Below are 16,612 nucleotides of genomic sequence, written 5' to 3'. Positions count from 1 at the left end.
CCCGCCCCCGCTTCGAACGACCTGAACGACATGTCCCGACTCAACCCTCGGCAACAGGAAGCCGTGAACTACGTCGGCGGCCCCATGCTGGTGCTCGCCGGCGCCGGCTCCGGCAAGACCAGCGTGATCACCCGCAAGATCGCCTACCTGATCCAGCAGTGCGGCATCCGCGCGCAGTACATCGTCGCCGTGACCTTCACCAACAAGGCCGCCCGCGAGATGAAGGAGCGCGTCGGCAGCCTGCTGCGCGGCGGCGAAGGCAAGGGGCTGACCGTGTCGACCTTCCACAACCTGGGCCTGAACATCATCCGCAAGGAATGTGCCAGGCTCGGCTACAAGCCGGGCTTCTCGATCTTCGACGAGGGCGACATCAAGGCGCTGCTGACCGACATCATGCAGAAGGAATACTCGGGCGACGATGGCGTCGACGAGATCAAGGGCTACATCGGTAACTGGAAGAACGACCTGATCCTGCCGGAACAGGCCCTGGCCGAGGCGCGCAATCCCAAGGAACAGACCGCGGCCATCGTCTACACGCACTACCAGCGCACCCTCAAGGCGTACAACGCGGTGGATTTCGACGACCTGATCCTGCAGCCGGTGAAGCTGTTCCAGGACCACCCCGAGGTGCTGGAGAAGTGGCGCAACAAGGTGCGCTACATGCTGGTGGACGAATACCAGGACACCAACGCCAGCCAGTACCTGCTGGTCAAGCTGCTGGTGCAGGAGCGCGCGCACTTCACCGTGGTCGGCGACGACGACCAGTCGATCTATGCCTGGCGCGGCGCGCGGCCGGAGAACCTGATGCAGCTCAAGGAAGACTTTCCCTCGCTGAAGGTGGTGATGCTCGAGCAGAACTATCGCTCCACCAGCCGCATCCTCAAGTGCGCCAACATCCTGATCGCCAACAACCCGCACGCCTTCGAGAAGCAGCTGTGGTCGGAAATGGGGCACGGCGACCCGATCCGCGTGATCCGCTGTCGCAACGAGGAAGCCGAGGCCGAGCGGGTGGCGGTGGAAATTCTCACCCTGCACCTCAAGACCCAGCGGCCCTACAGCGACTTCGCCATCCTTTACCGCGGCAACTACCAGGCCAAGCTGATCGAGTTGAAGCTGCAGCACCACCAGATCCCCTATCGGCTGTCCGGCGGCACCAGCTTCTTCGCCCGCCAGGAGGTCAAGGACCTGATGAGCTATTTCCGCCTGCTGGTCAATCCGGACGACGATAACGCCTTCCTGCGGGTGATCAACGTGCCGCGCCGCGAGATCGGCTCCACCACCCTGGAAAAGCTCGGCAACTACGCCACGGCGCGCAAGATCAGCATGTACGCCGCCTGCGACGAGATCGGCCTGGCCGAACATCTGGACACCCGCTTCACCGATCGCCTGGCGCGCTTCAAGCGCTACATGGACAACCTGCGCCAGCAGTGCGCGCAGAGCGACCCCATCGCCGCCCTGCGCAGCATGGTGATGGACATCGACTACGAGACCTGGGTGCGCTCGCAGACTTCCAGCGACAAGGCCGCGGATTTTCGCATGGGCAATGTCTGGTTCCTCATCGACGCGCTGAAGAACACCCTGGAGAAGGACGAGGACGGTGACATGACCATCGAGCAGGCCATCGCCAAGCTGGTGCTGCGCGACATGCTCGAACGCCAGCAGGAAGAGGAAGAAGGCGCCGAAGGCGTGCAGATGATGACCCTGCACGCTTCCAAGGGCCTGGAATTCCCCTATGTGTTCATCCTCGGCATGGAGGAGGAAATCCTCCCGCACCGCTCCAGCATCGAGGCCGACACCATCGAGGAAGAGCGCCGCCTGGCCTATGTCGGCATCACCCGCGCGCGACAGAACCTGGCGATGACCTTCGCCGCCAAACGCAAGCAGTACGGCGAGATCATCGAATGCCTGCCCAGCCGCTTCCTCGACGAACTGCCACCGGAAGACCTGGAATGGGAAGGCCAGGAGGACGCCCCGGTGGAGGTCAAGGCCGCGCGCGGCAACGACGCGCTGGCGGCGATGCGGGCGATGCTGAAGCGCTGAAGGCAGCTGGAGGCTGGGGGAAACGTAGGGCGGGTGAAACCCGCCAGGCGTGCGAGATGCCTGCCCCACTCGGCGGGTTGCAACCCGCCCTACGCCTGAAACCTTCAATCAGCGGTCTGTTTGTATCCCGCAGCCCAAGCGCGGCATGCTTGACTGATCGCATGTTCGGGAGGGACTCGATGTATCACGGCGAACGCTTCAATGCCTGGACGCACCTGGTCGGTGCCGTGCTGGCGTGCCTGGGCGCCATCTGGCTGCTGGTGCTCGCCGCGCTCGACGGCGCGGTGCTGAAGATCGTCAGCGTGGCGATCTACGGCCTCAGCCTGATCCTGCTCTACAGCATCTCCACGCTCTATCACAGCCTGCGCGGGCGAACCAAGTTGGTCATGCGCAAGCTCGATCATCTGTCGATCTACCTGTTGATCGCCGGCAGCTACACGCCGTTCTGCCTGGTGACGCTGAACGGCGCCTGGGGCTGGACGCTGTTCGGCATCGTCTGGAGCCTGGCGGTGATCGGCATGCTGCAGGAGATCAAGCCGCGCTCGGAAGCACGCGTGCTGTCACTGGTGATCTATGCGGTGATGGGCTGGATCGTGCTGGTGGCGGTCAAGCCACTACTGGCTGCATTGGGTGGCGCCGGCTTCGCCTGGCTGCTGGCCGGCGGCATCTGTTATACGGTTGGCATCCTGTTCTTCGTCTTCGACGACCGCTTCCGTCACTGGCACGGCATCTGGCACCTGTTCGTGATGGCCGGCAGCCTGCTGCATTTCATCGCGATTCTGTTCTACGTGATCTGACCCAGAGCTGCTCTCAGCGTGGCCCGTCCAGCGGCGCCGCGCTGCCGAGCACCGCCTCCAGCTCCCTGGCCGCCGCGCGCATCTGCGGCACGAATTCGAGCAACTGCGCCATCGAGCAGCGGATCACCGGCGCATGGCTGAACAGGCAGGCCAGCAGTTCTCCGCGCGCGTCGCGCACCGGCACCGCACAGGCGACCATGCCGTCGATGAATTCTTCCGTGTCGGTGCCCAGCGCCTCTTCGCGTACCCGCGCGAGGTCGTCGCGCAGCGCGCCGAGGTCAGTCAGGGTATTGCGCGCCAGACGCTGGATCGACAGGCGCGGCAGCACCCGCTCCAGCTGTTCCGGAGGCAGCGAGGCAAGGTAGAGCTTGCCGCTGGCCGTGCACCAGAGCGGCGTATGGCTGCCGATGGCCAGATTGATCTGCAGCGGCCAGTTGGTCTGCACCCGGTCGAAATAGAGCATGTCCAGCCCGTCCGGAATCGCCAGACCACAGGTTTCGCCGATGGCCTCGGACAGCTGGCGCAGGATCGCCTGGCGCAGGGCCTTGTGTCGGCTGCTGCGCAGGATGTTCAGCGCCGTGGCGTGCAGCCGCTCGCCGGGCAGCAGACCGCCGCGCAAGCCGAACTGCAGGAAGCCCTCCTTTTCCAGCGTCTGCACCAGCCGGTGTGCGCTGGCCTTGGGAATGTCCAGGCGCTCGGCCAGGGCGGTCGGGCTGAGCGGCTCCTTCGCCGCGGCCACCGCCTCGATGATTTCCAGCACGCGGGTGATGGAGGAGCCCTTTTCGCGAGGAGTGCTGCGCATCGTCTGCCTTGTCGTTGATGGATAAGAGCGGCTTGCGGAAAGTCACAGTGTATCGCTGGCGGCATGAGACCGGCTGGACCGCTGCCGCACTGGTGGGCTGAAGCCCACCCTCACAGCACAGCCGCCAAGCCATGGGGTGGGCGCCCCTTGGTGGGCTGAAGCCCACCCTACGGAACGAGGTCGGTCCGGTGGGAACGCCGGGACCTACTTCATGGTCGGCATGGAGAAATCCGCCCCCGCGCGGATACCGGTGGGCCAGCGCCGGGTCACCGTCTTCATCCGGGTGAAGAAGCGCACCCCGTCCGGGCCGTGCATGTTCAGCGGGCCGAAGATCGAGCGCTTCCAGCCACCGAAGCAGTGGAAGGCCATCGGCACCGGGATCGGCACGTTGACGCCGACCATGCCGACCTTGACGTTCTCCTCGTACTGCCGCGCGGTATCGCCATCGCGGGTGAAGATCGAGGTGCCGTTGCCGTATTCGTGGTCGTTGACCAGCTTCAGCGCGTCGTCGAACGAATCGACCCGCACCACGACCAGCACCGGGCCGAAGATTTCTTCCTGATAGATGCGCATCTGCGGCGTGACGTGGTCGAACAGCGTCGGGCCGACGTAGAAGCCGTTCTCGTAGCCCTGGACCTTGAAGCCGCGGCCGTCGCAGACCAGCGTCGCGCCCTCTTCAACGCCAAGGTCGATGTAACCGCTGACCTTCTGCTGATGCTCGCGGGTGACCAGCGGGCCCATGTGCGGTTCGGGCTCGACGCCCAGGCCGGGGCCGGTGCGCATCTGGCCGATCTCGTCCTTGAGCATGCCGACCAGCTTGTCCGCCACCTCGTCGCCGACGCAAACGGCCACGGAAATCGCCATGCAGCGCTCGCCGGCCGAGCCGTAGGCCGCGCCCATCAGCGAGCTGACCACCTGCTGTGGATCGGCGTCGGGCATGATCACCATATGGTTCTTCGCCCCGCCGAGGGCCTGGCAGCGCTTGCCGTGGGCCGAGGCGGTCTTGTAGATGTATTCGGCGATCGGCGTCGAGCCGACGAAGCTCACCGACTGTACGCGCTCGTCGGTCAGCAGCACGTCCACCGCTTCCTTGTCGCCGTTGACGATGTTCAGCACGCCGGCCGGCAGCCCGGCTTCGGTGAGCAGTTCGCCGAGCAGCATGGTCGCGCTCGGATCCTTCTCCGACGGCTTGAGGACGAAGGTATTGCCGCAGGCGATGGCCACCGGCAGCATCCACAGCGGCACCATGGCCGGGAAGTTGAACGGGGTGATGCCGGCGCAGACACCCAGCGGCTGCATCAGTGAGTTGGAATCGATGTCGCGACCGACGTTGGAGGAGAACTCGCCCTTGAGCAGGTGCGGGATGCCGCAGGCGAACTCGACGACCTCCAGCCCGCGGGTGACTTCGCCCTGGGCATCGGAGAAGACCTTGCCATGCTCGCTGGTGATCAGCCGTGCAACCTCGTCGCGACGCGCTTCGAGCAGCGCCTTGAAGCGGAACATGACACGGGCACGAACCAGCGGCGGCGTCTTCGACCAGCTTTCGAAGGCGGCCTGGGCGGCGGCGATGGCTTCGCGGGTTTCGTCCGCCGACGACAGCGAAACGTACAGGCGCGGCTCGCCGGTGGCCGGGTTGTAGACGGTCGCGTGGCGCTCGGAGCGGCCAGCGACGGCCTCGTTGTTGATCAGGTTGCCGAGGGTCTGCATGGGGTCACTCCTGGTTCCAGACGGTTTCGTAGAGGTCGATGATTTCCGCTTCCGTGGGCACGCGCGGGTTGTTGCCCGGCGAGCCCGAGGCCAGGGCCTGACGGGCCATGGTTTCGCGCAGCTCGAAGAAGCGCGCGCGTTCAATGCCGAACTGCGCGGGGCTCGGTACCTTGAGCTCCGTGTTCAAGGCGCGCAGCTCGGTCAGCAGCTTGTCGTTCGCTGCCTCGACACTGTCGCCTTCGGCGGCGACGCCCATGGCCCGGGCGCAGTCGGCGTAGCGCTCGGCCGCGGCGGGAATGGAGAATGCGGTGATCGCCGGCAGCAGCATGGCGTTGGACAGGCCGTGCGGCACATGGAAGAAGGCGCCGATCGGCCGGCTCATGCCGTGCACCAGCGCCACCGAGGCGTTGGAGAAGGCGATGCCGGCCAGGTTCGAGCCGAGCATCATCGCCTCGCGTGCCGCGCGGTTGCCCGGCTCGTGGAACGCTTTGCGCAGGTTGGGCCCGAGCAGGCGCATGGCCTCCAGCGCCTGGGCGTCGCTGTAGAGGCTGGCCTTGCGGCTGACATAGGCCTCGATGGCATGGGTCAGGGCGTCGATGCCGGTGTCGGCGGTGACGCGCGCTGGCAGCGACAGGGTCAGCTCGTAGTCGATCAGCGCGGCGATGGGCATGAAGCCGAGGCCGGCGCAGAGCATTTTCTCGTCGCTGGTCTCGTCGGTGATGATGGTGAAGCGGGTCGCCTCCGAGCCGGTGCCGGCCGTGGTGGGGATGGCGACCAGCGGCAGGCCGGCCTCGCTGACGTCGCGCGGGAAGCGGTAGTCGCGCATCTCGCCGCCGAACTTGCCGAGGATGCCGATGGCCTTGGCCGAGTCGATCGGACTGCCGCCGCCGAGGGCGACGATGGAGTCGAAGTCGCCCTCGCGGACCATCTCGACGCCGGCATGAATCGACGCGGCGGTGGGTTCGGGCAGGGTATCGGCGAAGCACTGGCTGGCGATGCCGGCCTCCTCCAGTTGTCCGGCAATGCGGGCGACGTAGCCCAGTTCGACCATCATGCGGTCGGTGACGATCAGCGGGCGGCTGCAACCCAATTCCTTCAGCACGCGGGCGAGTTGCTGGCTGGCGCCGGCGCCGACTTCCATCAGGCGCGGCAGAACGATGCGATGACTCATGGGAGCACTCTCCGAGTAAGGCTGCCTGTGGCACGGCAGCTTTCTTATTTTGAGACCTGTAGTCTCACTATCGTTTCCGAAGAGTAGAAAGTATAGACGGCCCGCGTCAACCACAAATCGAGACTTTTCGTCTCAATGAACGCAATCACCGATTCAGCTCAGGCGTACCGTGCGCCAGGCGGCACGGACAGGGCTCTCGCGACCGAACGAAGGTTTTCAGCAATGCCGAGCCGCGCCTTGCGCCAGCTCCGCCAACCGGGCGAGCCGCCGGTCAACCTGGCCCTGCAAGCGCTGGCGCGCCGCGCGCACCTCGGCACGGGCGGCAGGATCATCCAGCCCGCCGAGATCGGCGTCGACATTGAGCAGCACCGCCGCGGCGGCGGCGCCGATCAGCAGCACGCCAGCCTGCACATCGCAGCGCAGCATCGGCAGCACCTGCGGCCAGGCGCGCTCGGCGATCATCAGCGCCTCGACGCAGGCATGCGCAGTGGCCAGCGGCACGGCACAGGCCTGGCGCGAGGCGGCCTGCAGTTGCTCCGGTCCATCGCGACCGGCCTGCAGGTACCCACTGAAGGCCTGCACGTCGTCGTCGGCAAAGGCACCCGGCCGCCCCAGCAATGCTCGGGCATCACGCAGCAGCTCGGTGCGCTCGCCGTTGCCTTCGCGGTCCGCGCTGACCCGCAACGCCTTGACCACCAGCGCCAGGCCGAAATCCGCGGCCACCGCGGCCGCCGCGCCGCAGCCCGGCGTCGCGCGGTTGGCAATGCCCTCGCGAAACTGCGCGAGGCTCAGCCCCCATAGTCCCGTGTCCGCGCCGGGCCCGGCGGTCGCGCTCATCCGGCCGAGTGCAGTGCATCCCAGCTCAGCAGTACGTCGAGCATGCGGTGGGAGAAGGCCCACTCGTTGTCGTACCAGGCCAGCACCTTGACCAGATCGCCCTGCACGCGGGTATGGTTGAGATCGGCGACGCAGGAGATCGGATAGCCATTGAAATCGCTGGAGACCAGCGGCAGTTCGTTGCACTCCATGACGCCGGTCGGCATCTGCCGCGCGCCTTCGCGGAGCATCTGGTTGAGCGCCTCGACGCTGGCCGGCGGCCGCTCGGCGGTGAAGGTCAGGTCCACCAGCGAAACGTTCGGCGTCGGCACGCGCACCGACAGCCCGTCCAGACGCCCGGCCAGCTCTGGCAGCACCAGACCGATGGCCTTGGCCGCGCCAGTGGTCGAGGGGATCATCGACAGTGCCGCCGCGCGAGCGCGATAGAGATCCTTGTGCGCCTTGTCCAGCAGGCTCTGGTCGTTGGTATAAGAGTGCACGGTATTGAGCAGCCCCTGGCGGATGCCGACCGCCTGATGCAGCACCTTGGCCAGCGGCGCCAGGCAATTGGTGGTGCAGGAAGCATTGGAGATCACCCGCTGACTGCCGAGCAGCTCATGATTGACGCCGTAGACCACGGTCAGGTCGGCCCCGTCCAGCGGATGCGAAGCGAATACCCGCGCGGCGCCGGCCTGCAGATGCTGCTCGGCCAGTTCGCGCTTCTTGAACTTGCCCGAGCACTCCAGCACCACGTCCACGCCCAGCTCCTTCCACGGCAACTTGCTGGCGTCGCGCTCGCAGAGCAGGCGGATCGACTGCCCACGGATCTGCAGGATGTCGTCGTGCACGTCGACCTGGCCATGGAAACGACCGAAGGTCGAATCGAAGCGGGTCAGGTGCGCCATGGTGGCGGTCTCGCTGAGGTCGTTGATGGCTTCGATGTGGATCTGGTTGTCCAGCCCACGTTCGAACAGCGCGCGCAGGACGGTACGGCCGATACGGCCGTACCCATTGATGGCAATACGCAGCATGGCGTTCTCCGGAAGGGGTGAGTGAAAAGGCAGTAGGCCTTAGCTTAGGCGGAGTATCGCCGCCCGTGTTCAGTCTGACGCATGCACCGCCGGCCGGATTGATACGGGTCGGATGGCAGAGCGATCGCATGAAGCCCATTTTCTGTCTACGCATCCGGACGTTTCGCTGGCGGAGCGCTTCTCGCAGAGGGTTGGCGCAGAGTGAGCGAAAACGGCGAACCCGAACGCCTCGCGTCAGTCGTAAACTGCACGGGGTGTCGCCCACGACCAGCCAGAACCGACCGGGAGCCGAGCATGAGCGAACCAACCCAACTGCCATGGTGGAAAGGTGCCACCGTCTACCAGATCTACCCACGCTCGTTCGCCGACAGCAATGGCGACGGCGTCGGCGACCTCGAAGGCGTGCTGCGCCACCTCGATCATCTCCAGCAGTTGGGCGTCGATGCGCTGTGGCTGTCGCCGGTGTTCCGCTCGCCGATGATCGACGCCGGCTACGACATCAGCGACTACTGCGACATCGATCCGCTGTTCGGCTCGCTGGCCGACATCGACCGGCTGATCGCCGAGGCCCACGCCCGCTGCATCCGCGTGCTGCTGGACTTCGTGCCCAACCATACGTCGGACCAGCACCCCTGGTTCATCGAGTCGCGCAGCGCGCGGGACAATCCCAAGCGCGACTGGTACATCTGGCGCGACCAGCCGAACAACTGGCGCGCCCAGCTCAACGCCGGCAGTGCCTGGACCTGGGACGAGCACACCCAGCAGTACTACCTGCACCTGTTCCTGCCGCAGCAACCGGACCTGAACTGGCGCAACCCGGAGGTGATCGAGGCGATGCACGGCGTGCTGCGCTTCTGGCTCGAGCGCGGCGTCGACGGCTTTCGCATCGACGTCATCCACTGCACCGGCAAGGACCCGAGCTTTGCCGACGACCAACGCTGCCTGGCCGGCGAGCCGCTGGCCGACTTCAACGACCAGCCCTACAGCCACGAAGTGCTGCGCGGCATCCGCAAGCTCGTCGACAGCTACCCCGGCAACCGTGTGCTGGTGGGCGAGGTGAACATCCGTTCCACCGAACGCATCCTGCAGTACTACGGCGCCGGCGACGAGCTGCACATGTCGTTCAACTTCACCCCGCTGGACGCGCCTTGGGACCCGGTGATGTTCCGCACCTGCATCCGCGACGTCGAGCAGTTGCTGGAGCCGGCCGGTGCCTGGCCGACCTGGGTGCTGTCCAACCATGACAACCGCCGCCAGCGCAGCCGCTATCAGGGCTCGCTGCGCAGCGCCCATGCCGCCGCCGTCCTGCTGATGACCCTGCGCGGCACGCCGTTCCTCTACCAGGGCGAAGAACTGGGCCTGGAGGACGCCGTGATCACCCCGGACGACCAGGTCGATCCCGGCGGCCGTGACGGCTGCCGCGCACCGCTGCCCTGGCTCGCCGAACCGCCGCATGGCTGGGGCGACACGCCATGGCTGCCGTTCGCGCCCGACGCCGACGAGCGGGCCGCCGAACGCCAGTATCGGGCCGTCGGCTCCACCTTCGCCCTCTATCGCCGGCTGATCGCCGCGCGCAAGGCCAGCCCCGCCCTGCGCCACGGCCGCTGGGAAGAGCTGCCGTCGCATCCGCAAGTGCTCGCCTATCGCCGCGAGCTGGGCGACGACGTGCGCATCGTCTGCATCAATTTCGTCGACCAGGCCCACGCCTGCCCGCTCAACGGCGCCTGGCAGGTCCAGGTCGCCAGTGACGGCCAGGGCGAAGACCGGCCCTACTCCGGTGAACTGGCTCCCGGCCAGGCCGTGCTCCTCTGTCCGAAGGAAAACTGAAGATGCGCCCACTCTGGTATCGCAATGCAGTGATCTATCAGATCGACCCCTCGCTGTTTCGCGACAGCAACGCCGACGGCTGCGGCGACCTGCTCGGCGTCGCCGAACGCCTCGACTACGTGCGCGGTCTCGGCGCCACGGCGGTGTGGCTGATGCCCTTCTATCGTTCACCGTTCCTCGATGCCGGCTACGACGTCAGCGACCACCTGCAGGTCGACCCGCGCTTCGGCGACCTGGCCGACGTGGTCAGCCTGCTGGAGAAGGCCGAGGAACTCGGCCTGCACGTGATCGTCGAGCTGGTGGTGCAGCACACCTCGCGCGAGCACCGCTGGTTCCAGCAGGCACGCAGCGATCGCCATTCGCCGTACCGCGACTACTACCTGTGGGCGGACGAACCGGACGACAGCATCGAGTCGATCTTCCCCACCATCGAGGACAGCGTCTGGACCTGGGACGACAAGGCCGGCCAGTACTACCGGCACCTGTTCTACAGCCACGAGCCGGACCTCAACCTGGCCAACCCGCGCGTGGTGGAGGAAATCGAACGGATCATGGCGTTCTGGCTGCGGCTCGGGGTTTCCGGCTTTCGCGTCGATGCCGCCTCGCACCTGGTCGAACAGGCCGGCAACGGCGACAGCGCCGAGGGCTACTGGCTGCTGGAGCACATGCGCGACTTCGTCACCCTGCGCCGGCCGGAAACCGTGCTGCTGGGCGAGGTGGACGTCGAGCCGGAGCAGTACCGCGACTACTTCGGCGAGGGCGACCGGCTGACCCTGCTGCTGAATTTCTGGGCCAACAACCATTTCTTCCTCGCCCTCGCACGCAACGACGCGCAGCCGCTGATGGACGCCCTGAGCCGCCAGCCGGAGCCACCCGAGCGCTCGCAATACGCCATCTGGCTGCGCAACCACGACGAACTGGACCTGGAACGGCTCACCGAACAGGAGCGCGAAGAGGTGATGCAGGCCTTCGCTCCCGATCCGGACATGCGCGCCTACGACCGCGGCATCCGCCGGCGCCTGGCGCCGATGCTCGACGGCGATGAGCGGCGCCTGGCCATGGCCCATGCCCTGCTGTTCTCCCTGCCCGGCACGCCGATCATCCGCTACGGCGAGGAGATCGGCATGGGCGACGACCTGGCGCGCCCCGAGCGCCTGGCGGTGCGCACGCCGATGCAATGGTCCAACGAGCCCAACGCCGGCTTTTCCTGCGCCGAGGCCGGCCTGTTGGTCGCGCCCCTGATCGATGAAGGGCCGTTCAGCCACGAACGGCTCAACGTCTATGCACAGACGCTGCGCGGCGATTCGCTGCTGGCCCGGACCGGCAACATGATCCGAACCCGTATCGGCCTGAGGGAAATCGGCCAGGGCCGGCACCGCCCCGTGCGGGTCGACCAGCCCTCGGTATTCGCCGTCCGCCACGACGATGGCTCCACCGTGCTGATGCTGGCCAACCTGTCGCCCGACGAGGTGACCCTGGAGATCGCCGACGAGGACCTGCAGGACATGCTCGACGTGCTCGCCGACAGCGACTATGAGCAACCCCAGGGCCATCCGTTGCGCCTGCGCCTGGCCGGCTACGGCTATCGCTGGTTGCGTCGCAAGCAGCATCTGTTCGGCTAAGCGCCGATGCAAGAGCTGCGCGATGGTCTGCCGGGCCATCGCAGGCCCACCGCCCGTCGACCGCCGTGGCCGCCGCAACCGCCGGTTTTGCACGCGGCGCGCGATTTGAGCGAGAATGCGCGGCTTTCCAGGCTGCGCGCGAGCGGCAGCGAGCGGATGGCACCGGTGACGAGGCGCGCGAGCCCGGCCCCAGGACGCAGTCGCTTGCCGCGCTCGAGGGCGGCCTGTCCCTGGGGTCCGCTTGAGGTAGCGTGTTCGTGGAACAGCTGAAACAGAAAATCCGCAGTCAAGGCATCGTACTTTCCGACCGTGTGCTCAAGGTCGACGCATTCCTCAACCACCAGATCGACCCCGCCCTGATGCAGGCCATCGGCCAGGAATTCGCCCGCCGCTTCCGCGAGGACGGCGTCACCAAGATCGTCACCATCGAGGCCTCGGGTATCGCCCCGGCGGTGATGGCCGGGCTGGAACTGGGCGTGCCGGTGATCTTCGCGCGCAAGCATCAGTCGCTGACGCTCACCGACAACCTGCTGACCGCCTCGGTGTACTCGTTCACCAAGCAGGTTGAAAGCACCATCGCGATTTCCACCAACCACCTCTCGGCCAATGACCGGGTGCTGATCATCGACGACTTCCTGGCCAACGGCAAAGCCGCCAAGGGCCTGATCTCGATCATCCAGCAGGCCGGCGCAAGCATCGCCGGGCTCGGCATCGTCATCGAGAAATCCTTCCAGAACGGCCGCCGGGAACTGGAAGAAGCCGGCTATCGGATCGAGTCGCTGGCCCGGGTCCAGTCGCTGGCCGACGGCCAGGTGCAGTTCATCGACTGAGCGGCGGCGCGGATGCGCGCCATAGCGGCACCAGCGCGCCCTGGGTGCCGGCCAGCGGATCGCTGACCGGCACGCCGACCTGCGCGATACGCTCGCGCGCCGCCTCGTGGCTGGCCTCGTCGGGGCGCAGCAGATCGTATCGCTGGCCCACCGGATACCCCGCGGCGACCTGGAAATCGGTGCTCGCCTGCAGGCAGCAATGGCCGGTGCCGGCCGGCAGCACCAGGGCATCGCCGGCGCGCAGCTCGACTTCACGCCCCCGCTCGCCGCCCACCATCACCCGCGCCTGGCCACGGAACACGCCGAGCACTTCATGCGCGGTGGAATGGTAGTGCTGGTAATCGTAGATCGAACCGCGCCAGGCGGATGGCCAGAGATGGCTGTCGAACAGCCGCTCGAAGGCGGCGGCGAGGTCGCCATCGTCCAGCGGCAACTGGCGGTAGATCAGCACCGGATGCGGGCTGTTGGGGGTGCGCCCGTCGCTGGCGAAACGCAGCTGTTCGGGTTGCGGCGCGGAACTGGGCATGACGACCTCTCGTGACTGCGATGACCACGCGGCGCGTGGAAACGGAATTCGCAGCATTCGACTCGGCGCGCCGCCGCTTTGCTCCCTGCAGATACGACAAAGCCGCCCGAAGGCGGCTTTGCAGGTGATGCCAGACGTTCGATCAGAGACCGGACATGTGCTGGATCGCAGCCTTCAGCTCGTCATCCGAGCAGTCCGCACAGGTGCCCTTCGGCGGCATGGCGTTGATGCCGCTGATGGCATGCTTGAGCAGGCCGTCCAGACCGCCGGCGGCGTCGGCACGAGCGGACCAGGCAGCGGAATCGCCGGTCTTCGGCGAATTCAGCAGGCCGGAACCATGGCAGGCAGTACAGAACTTGCCATAGACCTCGTCGCCGCTGCGAGCGGCGCCTCCAGCGGCAGCGGCAGCGCCGGCACCCGCTGCTGCGCACTCTTCACCCTGAATGCATACCTCACCCACCGGCTTCAGGCGCTCGGCGATGGCTTCGTCGGTCGCAGCCTGAGCGCTCATTGCCCACAGGGCCACTACGGCAGTCTGTGCTACCAGGATCTTCTTAATCAGGTTCACCTTACACCCTCATTGTGGCTAGACACGCCCGCGGCCACGGTTACGCAGGCGGGCGGTAGTATAGCGGCAAGCCTTGCTCGCCGAAACAACCGGCTTGGACGCAAGCGCCAGCAGCGACCCTGTGTCGCATTCCAGCGCGTGCAAGCCTTTGCTTGGCCAGTCGAGCTGCCGTACACCCCATGCAGGAACACTCCGCCCCCCATTCCCGGGCCTGGGTGATCAGACGCACCGGGTAGGCTGGCGTTGAGCGTAGCGAAGCCCAGGTACCGGCACGAACGCCATCTCGCTAGTCCCGGGCCGTTCGCCGTTCAGAAATTCGCTGGCGTCGTCGCGCTGATCAGCCTGGCCGGCGCGTCGAACGGATTGCGGAAACGGTGCGGCTTGCTGCTTTCGAAGTAGTAGCTGTCGCCGGTTTCCAGCACGTAGATCTGCCCGCTCACGGTCAGTTCCAGGCGCCCCGCCACCAGCATGCCGGCCTCCTCGCCCTGGTGCGCGAGCATTTCCTCGCCGGTGTCGGTGCCCGGCGGATAGGTCTCGTCGAGAAAGGCGATGGCCCGGCTCGGATGCGCCTTGCCCACCAGCTTCATGCTCACCGCGCCGTCGGAGATATCGATCAGTTCGCCGGCCTTGTAGACCACCTGGGTGTCGCCGTCCTGCTCGAAATCCGGCGAGAAGAACTCCACCAGCGACATCGGGATGCCGCCCAGCACCTTCTTCAGCGAGCTGATCGACGGGCTGACGCTGTTCTTCTCGATCATCGAAATGGTGCTGTTGGTAACGCCTGCGCGCTTGGCCAGTTCACGCTGGGACAAGCCCTTGAGCTTGCGGATGGTTTGCAGTCGAACGCCGACGTCCAATACGGGAGCCCCCTTTCAAGAGCGATGCGATGAGGGCGCTTATCATGGCAACGGCGTTCAGAATTTACAACACGGCGAGGCGATATACCGGGCGCTGCGGATGGACAGCGCCTCCTGCGCGGAAGGCCTTACAGGCACAGGAAAAACGGTTCTGCGAGGGGTGGGAGCTTTCGTAGGAGCGGGCCATGCCCGCGAAAGGCAGCCCCGCCTTTGTGTGGGCCTTGTTCGCGGGCATGGCCCGCTCCTACAAGGATACGCGCAGCGCCTAGAGCACCGGCCCGGCCAGATCGGGCATGGCGGCGACCACGGTGATCTCCACGCGTACCTGCGGCGCATACATCAGCGCCTGCACCGTGGTGCGCGCCGGCGCGGTGCCCGGGGCGACCCAGGCATCCCAGACCTCGTTCATCCCGGCGTAGTCGCCGGCGATGTCCTTGAGGTGGATGGTCGCCGAGAGCAGCCGTGACTTGTCGGTGCCGGTCTCCGCCAGCAGGCGCTCGATGCTCGCCAGCGTCTCGCGGGTCTGCTGGCGGATATCGCCGTCGAGATCGTCGGCCAGTTGCCCGGAGAGATACACCGCGCCGTTGTGGATGACCGCCTCGCTGTAGCGGGTTTCAGTGTGCAGGCGCCGGATGGGCATGCTTGCGGATCTCCTTGTGCTTGCCGTAACGGAAGATGTCCAGCCCCTCGGTGCTGATCTGCGGCCGCTTGGAGGCCAGCAGATCGGCGAGTACCCGGCCGGAGCCGCAGGCCATGGTCCAGCCGAGCGTGCCATGGCCGGTATTGAGGAACAGGTTGCGATAAGGGGTTGCGCCGACGATCGGTGTGCCGTCCGGCGTGGCCGGTCGCAGGCCGGTCCAGAATACCGCTTCGGCCGGATCGCCGCCCAGCGGGAAGAGATCGCCGACGACCATCTCCAGGGTCGCCCGGCGACGTGGATCGAGCGACAGATCGTGCCCGGCGATTTCCGCCATGCCGCCGACGCGGATGCGCTGATCGAAACGGGTGATGGCCACCTTGTAGGTCTCGTCGAGCACGGTCGACTGCGGCGCCATCGCCGGATCGCTGATCGGCACCGTCAGCGAGTAACCCTTGAGCGGATACACCGGCGCACGAATGCCCAGCGGCTCGAGCATCTGCGCGCTGTAGCTGCCCAGCGCCAGCACGTAGCGGTCGGCGGTTTCCAGCTGGCCGTCGATCCATACGCCGGCGAGCCGGTCGCCGGCGTAGTCGAGGCGCTGGATGTTCCGTTCGAAGCGGAACTCGACGCCCAGCTCGCGGGCCATCTCGGCCAGACGGCTGGTGAACATCTGGCAATCGCCGGTCTGGTCGTTGGGCAGGCGCAGGGCGCCGGTCAGCTTGTCCGCCACCTGGGCCAGCGCCGGCTCGGCACGGGCGATGCCGGCGCGATCGAGCAATTGGTAGGGCACGCCGGAACGCTCCAGCACCGCGATGTCCTTGGCCGCGGCATCAAGCTGCGCCTGGGTGCGGAACAGCTGGGTGGTGCCGAGCTGGCGACCTTCATAGGCGATGCCGGTCTCCAAGCGCAGCTCGTCGAGGCAGTCGCGGCTGTATTCGGACAGCCGCACCATGCGCTCCTTGTTCACCGCATAGCGCGCCGCGGTGCAATTGCGCAGCATCTGCGCCATCCACAGGTACTGGTCGACGTCCCCGGTGAGCTTGATCGCCAGCGGCGCGTGGCGCTGCAGCAACCACTTGATCGCCTTCAACGGCACCCCCGGCGCGGCCCACGGCGAGGCGTAGCCGGGCGAAACCTGGCCGGCGTTGGCGAAGCTGGTCTCCATGGCCACGGCCGGCTGACGGTCGACCACCACCACGTCAAACCCGGCCCGCGCCAGATAGTAGGCGCTGGCCGTACCCACCACGCCGCTACCCAGTACCAGTACACGCATGACATGCCCTCCCGCCCGTTTCGACCGGGCTTTCGCGAATCACTGTTAATGAGGAGTATAAAAAGGCTTTGCCAGGGATATTCACCATATAAAAAGCTATATTTG

15 protein-coding genes are annotated in these 16,612 nt (G+C 66.4%); 5 read left to right on the top strand and 10 right to left on the bottom strand.

Annotation, left to right across the window (positions count from 1 at the left end; genetic code table 11):
- Positions 1-30 precede the first annotated feature (30 nt).
- Together rep and trhA are read left to right on the top strand one after the other, a co-directional pair.
- The gene (gene rep, locus IN820_RS14875) at positions 31-2,040 is read left to right on the top strand and encodes a DNA helicase Rep (protein ID WP_193681709.1); all 2,010 of its coding nucleotides are present in this window, start codon (positions 31-33) and stop codon (positions 2,038-2,040) included.
- 179 nt (positions 2,041-2,219) lie between these two features.
- Positions 2,220-2,837, top strand: coding sequence for a PAQR family membrane homeostasis protein TrhA (gene trhA / locus IN820_RS14870; protein ID WP_193681708.1), 618 nt, complete (start codon positions 2,220-2,222; stop codon positions 2,835-2,837).
- Between the two features lie 13 nt (positions 2,838-2,850).
- Here the strand turns inward: trhA and IN820_RS14865 are convergent, their stop codons facing one another.
- The 5 genes from IN820_RS14865 to gap form a co-directional block, all read right to left on the bottom strand.
- Positions 2,851-3,639: an IclR family transcriptional regulator gene (locus IN820_RS14865; protein ID WP_193681707.1), complete on the bottom strand. Its 789-nt coding sequence runs from the start codon at positions 3,637-3,639 to the stop codon at positions 2,851-2,853.
- 204 nt (positions 3,640-3,843) lie between these two features.
- The gene (locus IN820_RS14860) at positions 3,844-5,346 is read right to left on the bottom strand and encodes a CoA-acylating methylmalonate-semialdehyde dehydrogenase (RefSeq protein WP_193681706.1); all 1,503 of its coding nucleotides are present in this window, start codon (positions 5,344-5,346) and stop codon (positions 3,844-3,846) included.
- Positions 5,347-5,350: 4 nt separating this feature from the next.
- Positions 5,351-6,517, bottom strand: coding sequence for an iron-containing alcohol dehydrogenase (locus tag IN820_RS14855; RefSeq protein ID WP_193681705.1), 1,167 nt, complete (start codon positions 6,515-6,517; stop codon positions 5,351-5,353).
- 216 nt (positions 6,518-6,733) lie between these two features.
- On the bottom strand, positions 6,734-7,354 hold the full coding sequence (locus tag IN820_RS14850; protein ID WP_193681704.1) for a cyclodeaminase/cyclohydrolase family protein: 621 nt from the start codon (positions 7,352-7,354) through the stop codon (positions 6,734-6,736).
- Positions 7,351-8,364 carry a type I glyceraldehyde-3-phosphate dehydrogenase gene (gene gap, locus IN820_RS14845; protein ID WP_193681703.1) on the bottom strand — a complete coding sequence of 338 codons (1,014 nt, stop codon included), beginning with the start codon at positions 8,362-8,364 and terminating at the stop codon, positions 7,351-7,353. The genes IN820_RS14850 and gap overlap by 4 nt, the downstream gene beginning before the upstream one ends.
- Positions 8,365-8,658: 294 nt before the next feature.
- Between gap and IN820_RS14840 the strand changes: the two genes are divergently transcribed.
- The 3 genes from IN820_RS14840 (at position 8,659) to IN820_RS14830 (ending at position 12,643) form a co-directional block, all read left to right on the top strand.
- Positions 8,659-10,191, top strand: coding sequence for an alpha-amylase family glycosyl hydrolase (locus tag IN820_RS14840; protein WP_193681702.1), 1,533 nt, complete (start codon positions 8,659-8,661; stop codon positions 10,189-10,191).
- A 2-nt stretch (positions 10,192-10,193) separates the two neighbouring features.
- On the top strand, positions 10,194-11,813 hold the full coding sequence (locus IN820_RS14835) for an alpha-amylase family protein (RefSeq protein ID WP_193681701.1): 1,620 nt from the start codon (positions 10,194-10,196) through the stop codon (positions 11,811-11,813).
- A gap of 257 nt (positions 11,814-12,070) precedes the next feature.
- Entirely contained in the window at positions 12,071-12,643 is a 573-nt protein-coding gene (locus IN820_RS14830; RefSeq protein WP_193681700.1) for a xanthine phosphoribosyltransferase, read from the top strand.
- Here the strand turns inward: IN820_RS14830 and IN820_RS14825 are convergent.
- The 5 genes from IN820_RS14825 to dadA form a co-directional block, all read right to left on the bottom strand.
- Complete coding sequence (locus tag IN820_RS14825; protein WP_193681699.1) at positions 12,633-13,169, bottom strand: cupin domain-containing protein; 537 nt, start codon at positions 13,167-13,169, stop codon at positions 12,633-12,635. The two genes, IN820_RS14830 and IN820_RS14825, sit on opposite strands and share 11 nt — an antisense overlap.
- Positions 13,170-13,311: 142 nt before the next feature.
- Entirely contained in the window at positions 13,312-13,737 is a 426-nt protein-coding gene (locus IN820_RS14820) for a c-type cytochrome (RefSeq protein WP_193681698.1), read from the bottom strand.
- A gap of 308 nt (positions 13,738-14,045) precedes the next feature.
- Positions 14,046-14,594, bottom strand: a complete 549-nt coding sequence (locus tag IN820_RS14815; protein WP_193681697.1) for a cupin domain-containing protein — start codon at positions 14,592-14,594, stop codon at positions 14,046-14,048.
- A gap of 265 nt (positions 14,595-14,859) precedes the next feature.
- Positions 14,860-15,234, bottom strand: coding sequence for a RidA family protein (locus IN820_RS14810; RefSeq protein ID WP_193681696.1), 375 nt, complete (start codon positions 15,232-15,234; stop codon positions 14,860-14,862).
- Positions 15,209-16,507, bottom strand: a complete 1,299-nt coding sequence (gene dadA, locus IN820_RS14805; RefSeq protein ID WP_193681695.1) for a D-amino acid dehydrogenase — start codon at positions 16,505-16,507, stop codon at positions 15,209-15,211. Before dadA ends, IN820_RS14810 begins: the two co-directional genes overlap by 26 nt.
- Positions 16,508-16,612 lie beyond the last annotated feature (105 nt).

The sequence above is a fragment of the Pseudomonas lopnurensis genome (assembly GCF_015070855.1).
GTDB lineage: Bacteria > Pseudomonadota > Gammaproteobacteria > Pseudomonadales > Pseudomonadaceae > Stutzerimonas > Stutzerimonas lopnurensis.
The sequence above is the reverse complement of the archived record's forward strand: the minus strand, read 5'-3'. Positions and strand labels throughout refer to the sequence as shown.

What these genes read in the sequence shown, in the direction of transcription:
- IN820_RS14835 (WP_193681701.1), top strand. Translation starts at nt 10,194, where the DNA reads ATGCGCCCACTCTGGTATCGCAATGCAGTGATCTATCAGATCGACCCC.
- IN820_RS14810 (WP_193681696.1), bottom strand. Translation starts at nt 15,234, where the DNA reads ATGCCCATCCGGCGCCTGCACACTGAAACCCGCTACAGCGAGGCGGTC.
- IN820_RS14850 (WP_193681704.1), bottom strand. Translation starts at nt 7,354, where the DNA reads ATGAGCGCGACCGCCGGGCCCGGCGCGGACACGGGACTATGGGGGCTG.
- IN820_RS14865 (WP_193681707.1), bottom strand. Translation starts at nt 3,639, where the DNA reads ATGCGCAGCACTCCTCGCGAAAAGGGCTCCTCCATCACCCGCGTGCTG.
- trhA (WP_193681708.1), top strand. Translation starts at nt 2,220, where the DNA reads ATGTATCACGGCGAACGCTTCAATGCCTGGACGCACCTGGTCGGTGCC.
- dadA (WP_193681695.1), bottom strand. Translation starts at nt 16,507, where the DNA reads ATGCGTGTACTGGTACTGGGTAGCGGCGTGGTGGGTACGGCCAGCGCC.
- rep (WP_193681709.1), top strand. Translation starts at nt 31, where the DNA reads ATGTCCCGACTCAACCCTCGGCAACAGGAAGCCGTGAACTACGTCGGC.
- IN820_RS14840 (WP_193681702.1), top strand. Translation starts at nt 8,659, where the DNA reads ATGAGCGAACCAACCCAACTGCCATGGTGGAAAGGTGCCACCGTCTAC.
- IN820_RS14825 (WP_193681699.1), bottom strand. Translation starts at nt 13,169, where the DNA reads ATGCCCAGTTCCGCGCCGCAACCCGAACAGCTGCGTTTCGCCAGCGAC.
- IN820_RS14860 (WP_193681706.1), bottom strand. Translation starts at nt 5,346, where the DNA reads ATGCAGACCCTCGGCAACCTGATCAACAACGAGGCCGTCGCTGGCCGC.
- gap (WP_193681703.1), bottom strand. Translation starts at nt 8,364, where the DNA reads ATGCTGCGTATTGCCATCAATGGGTACGGCCGTATCGGCCGTACCGTC.
- IN820_RS14855 (WP_193681705.1), bottom strand. Translation starts at nt 6,517, where the DNA reads ATGAGTCATCGCATCGTTCTGCCGCGCCTGATGGAAGTCGGCGCCGGC.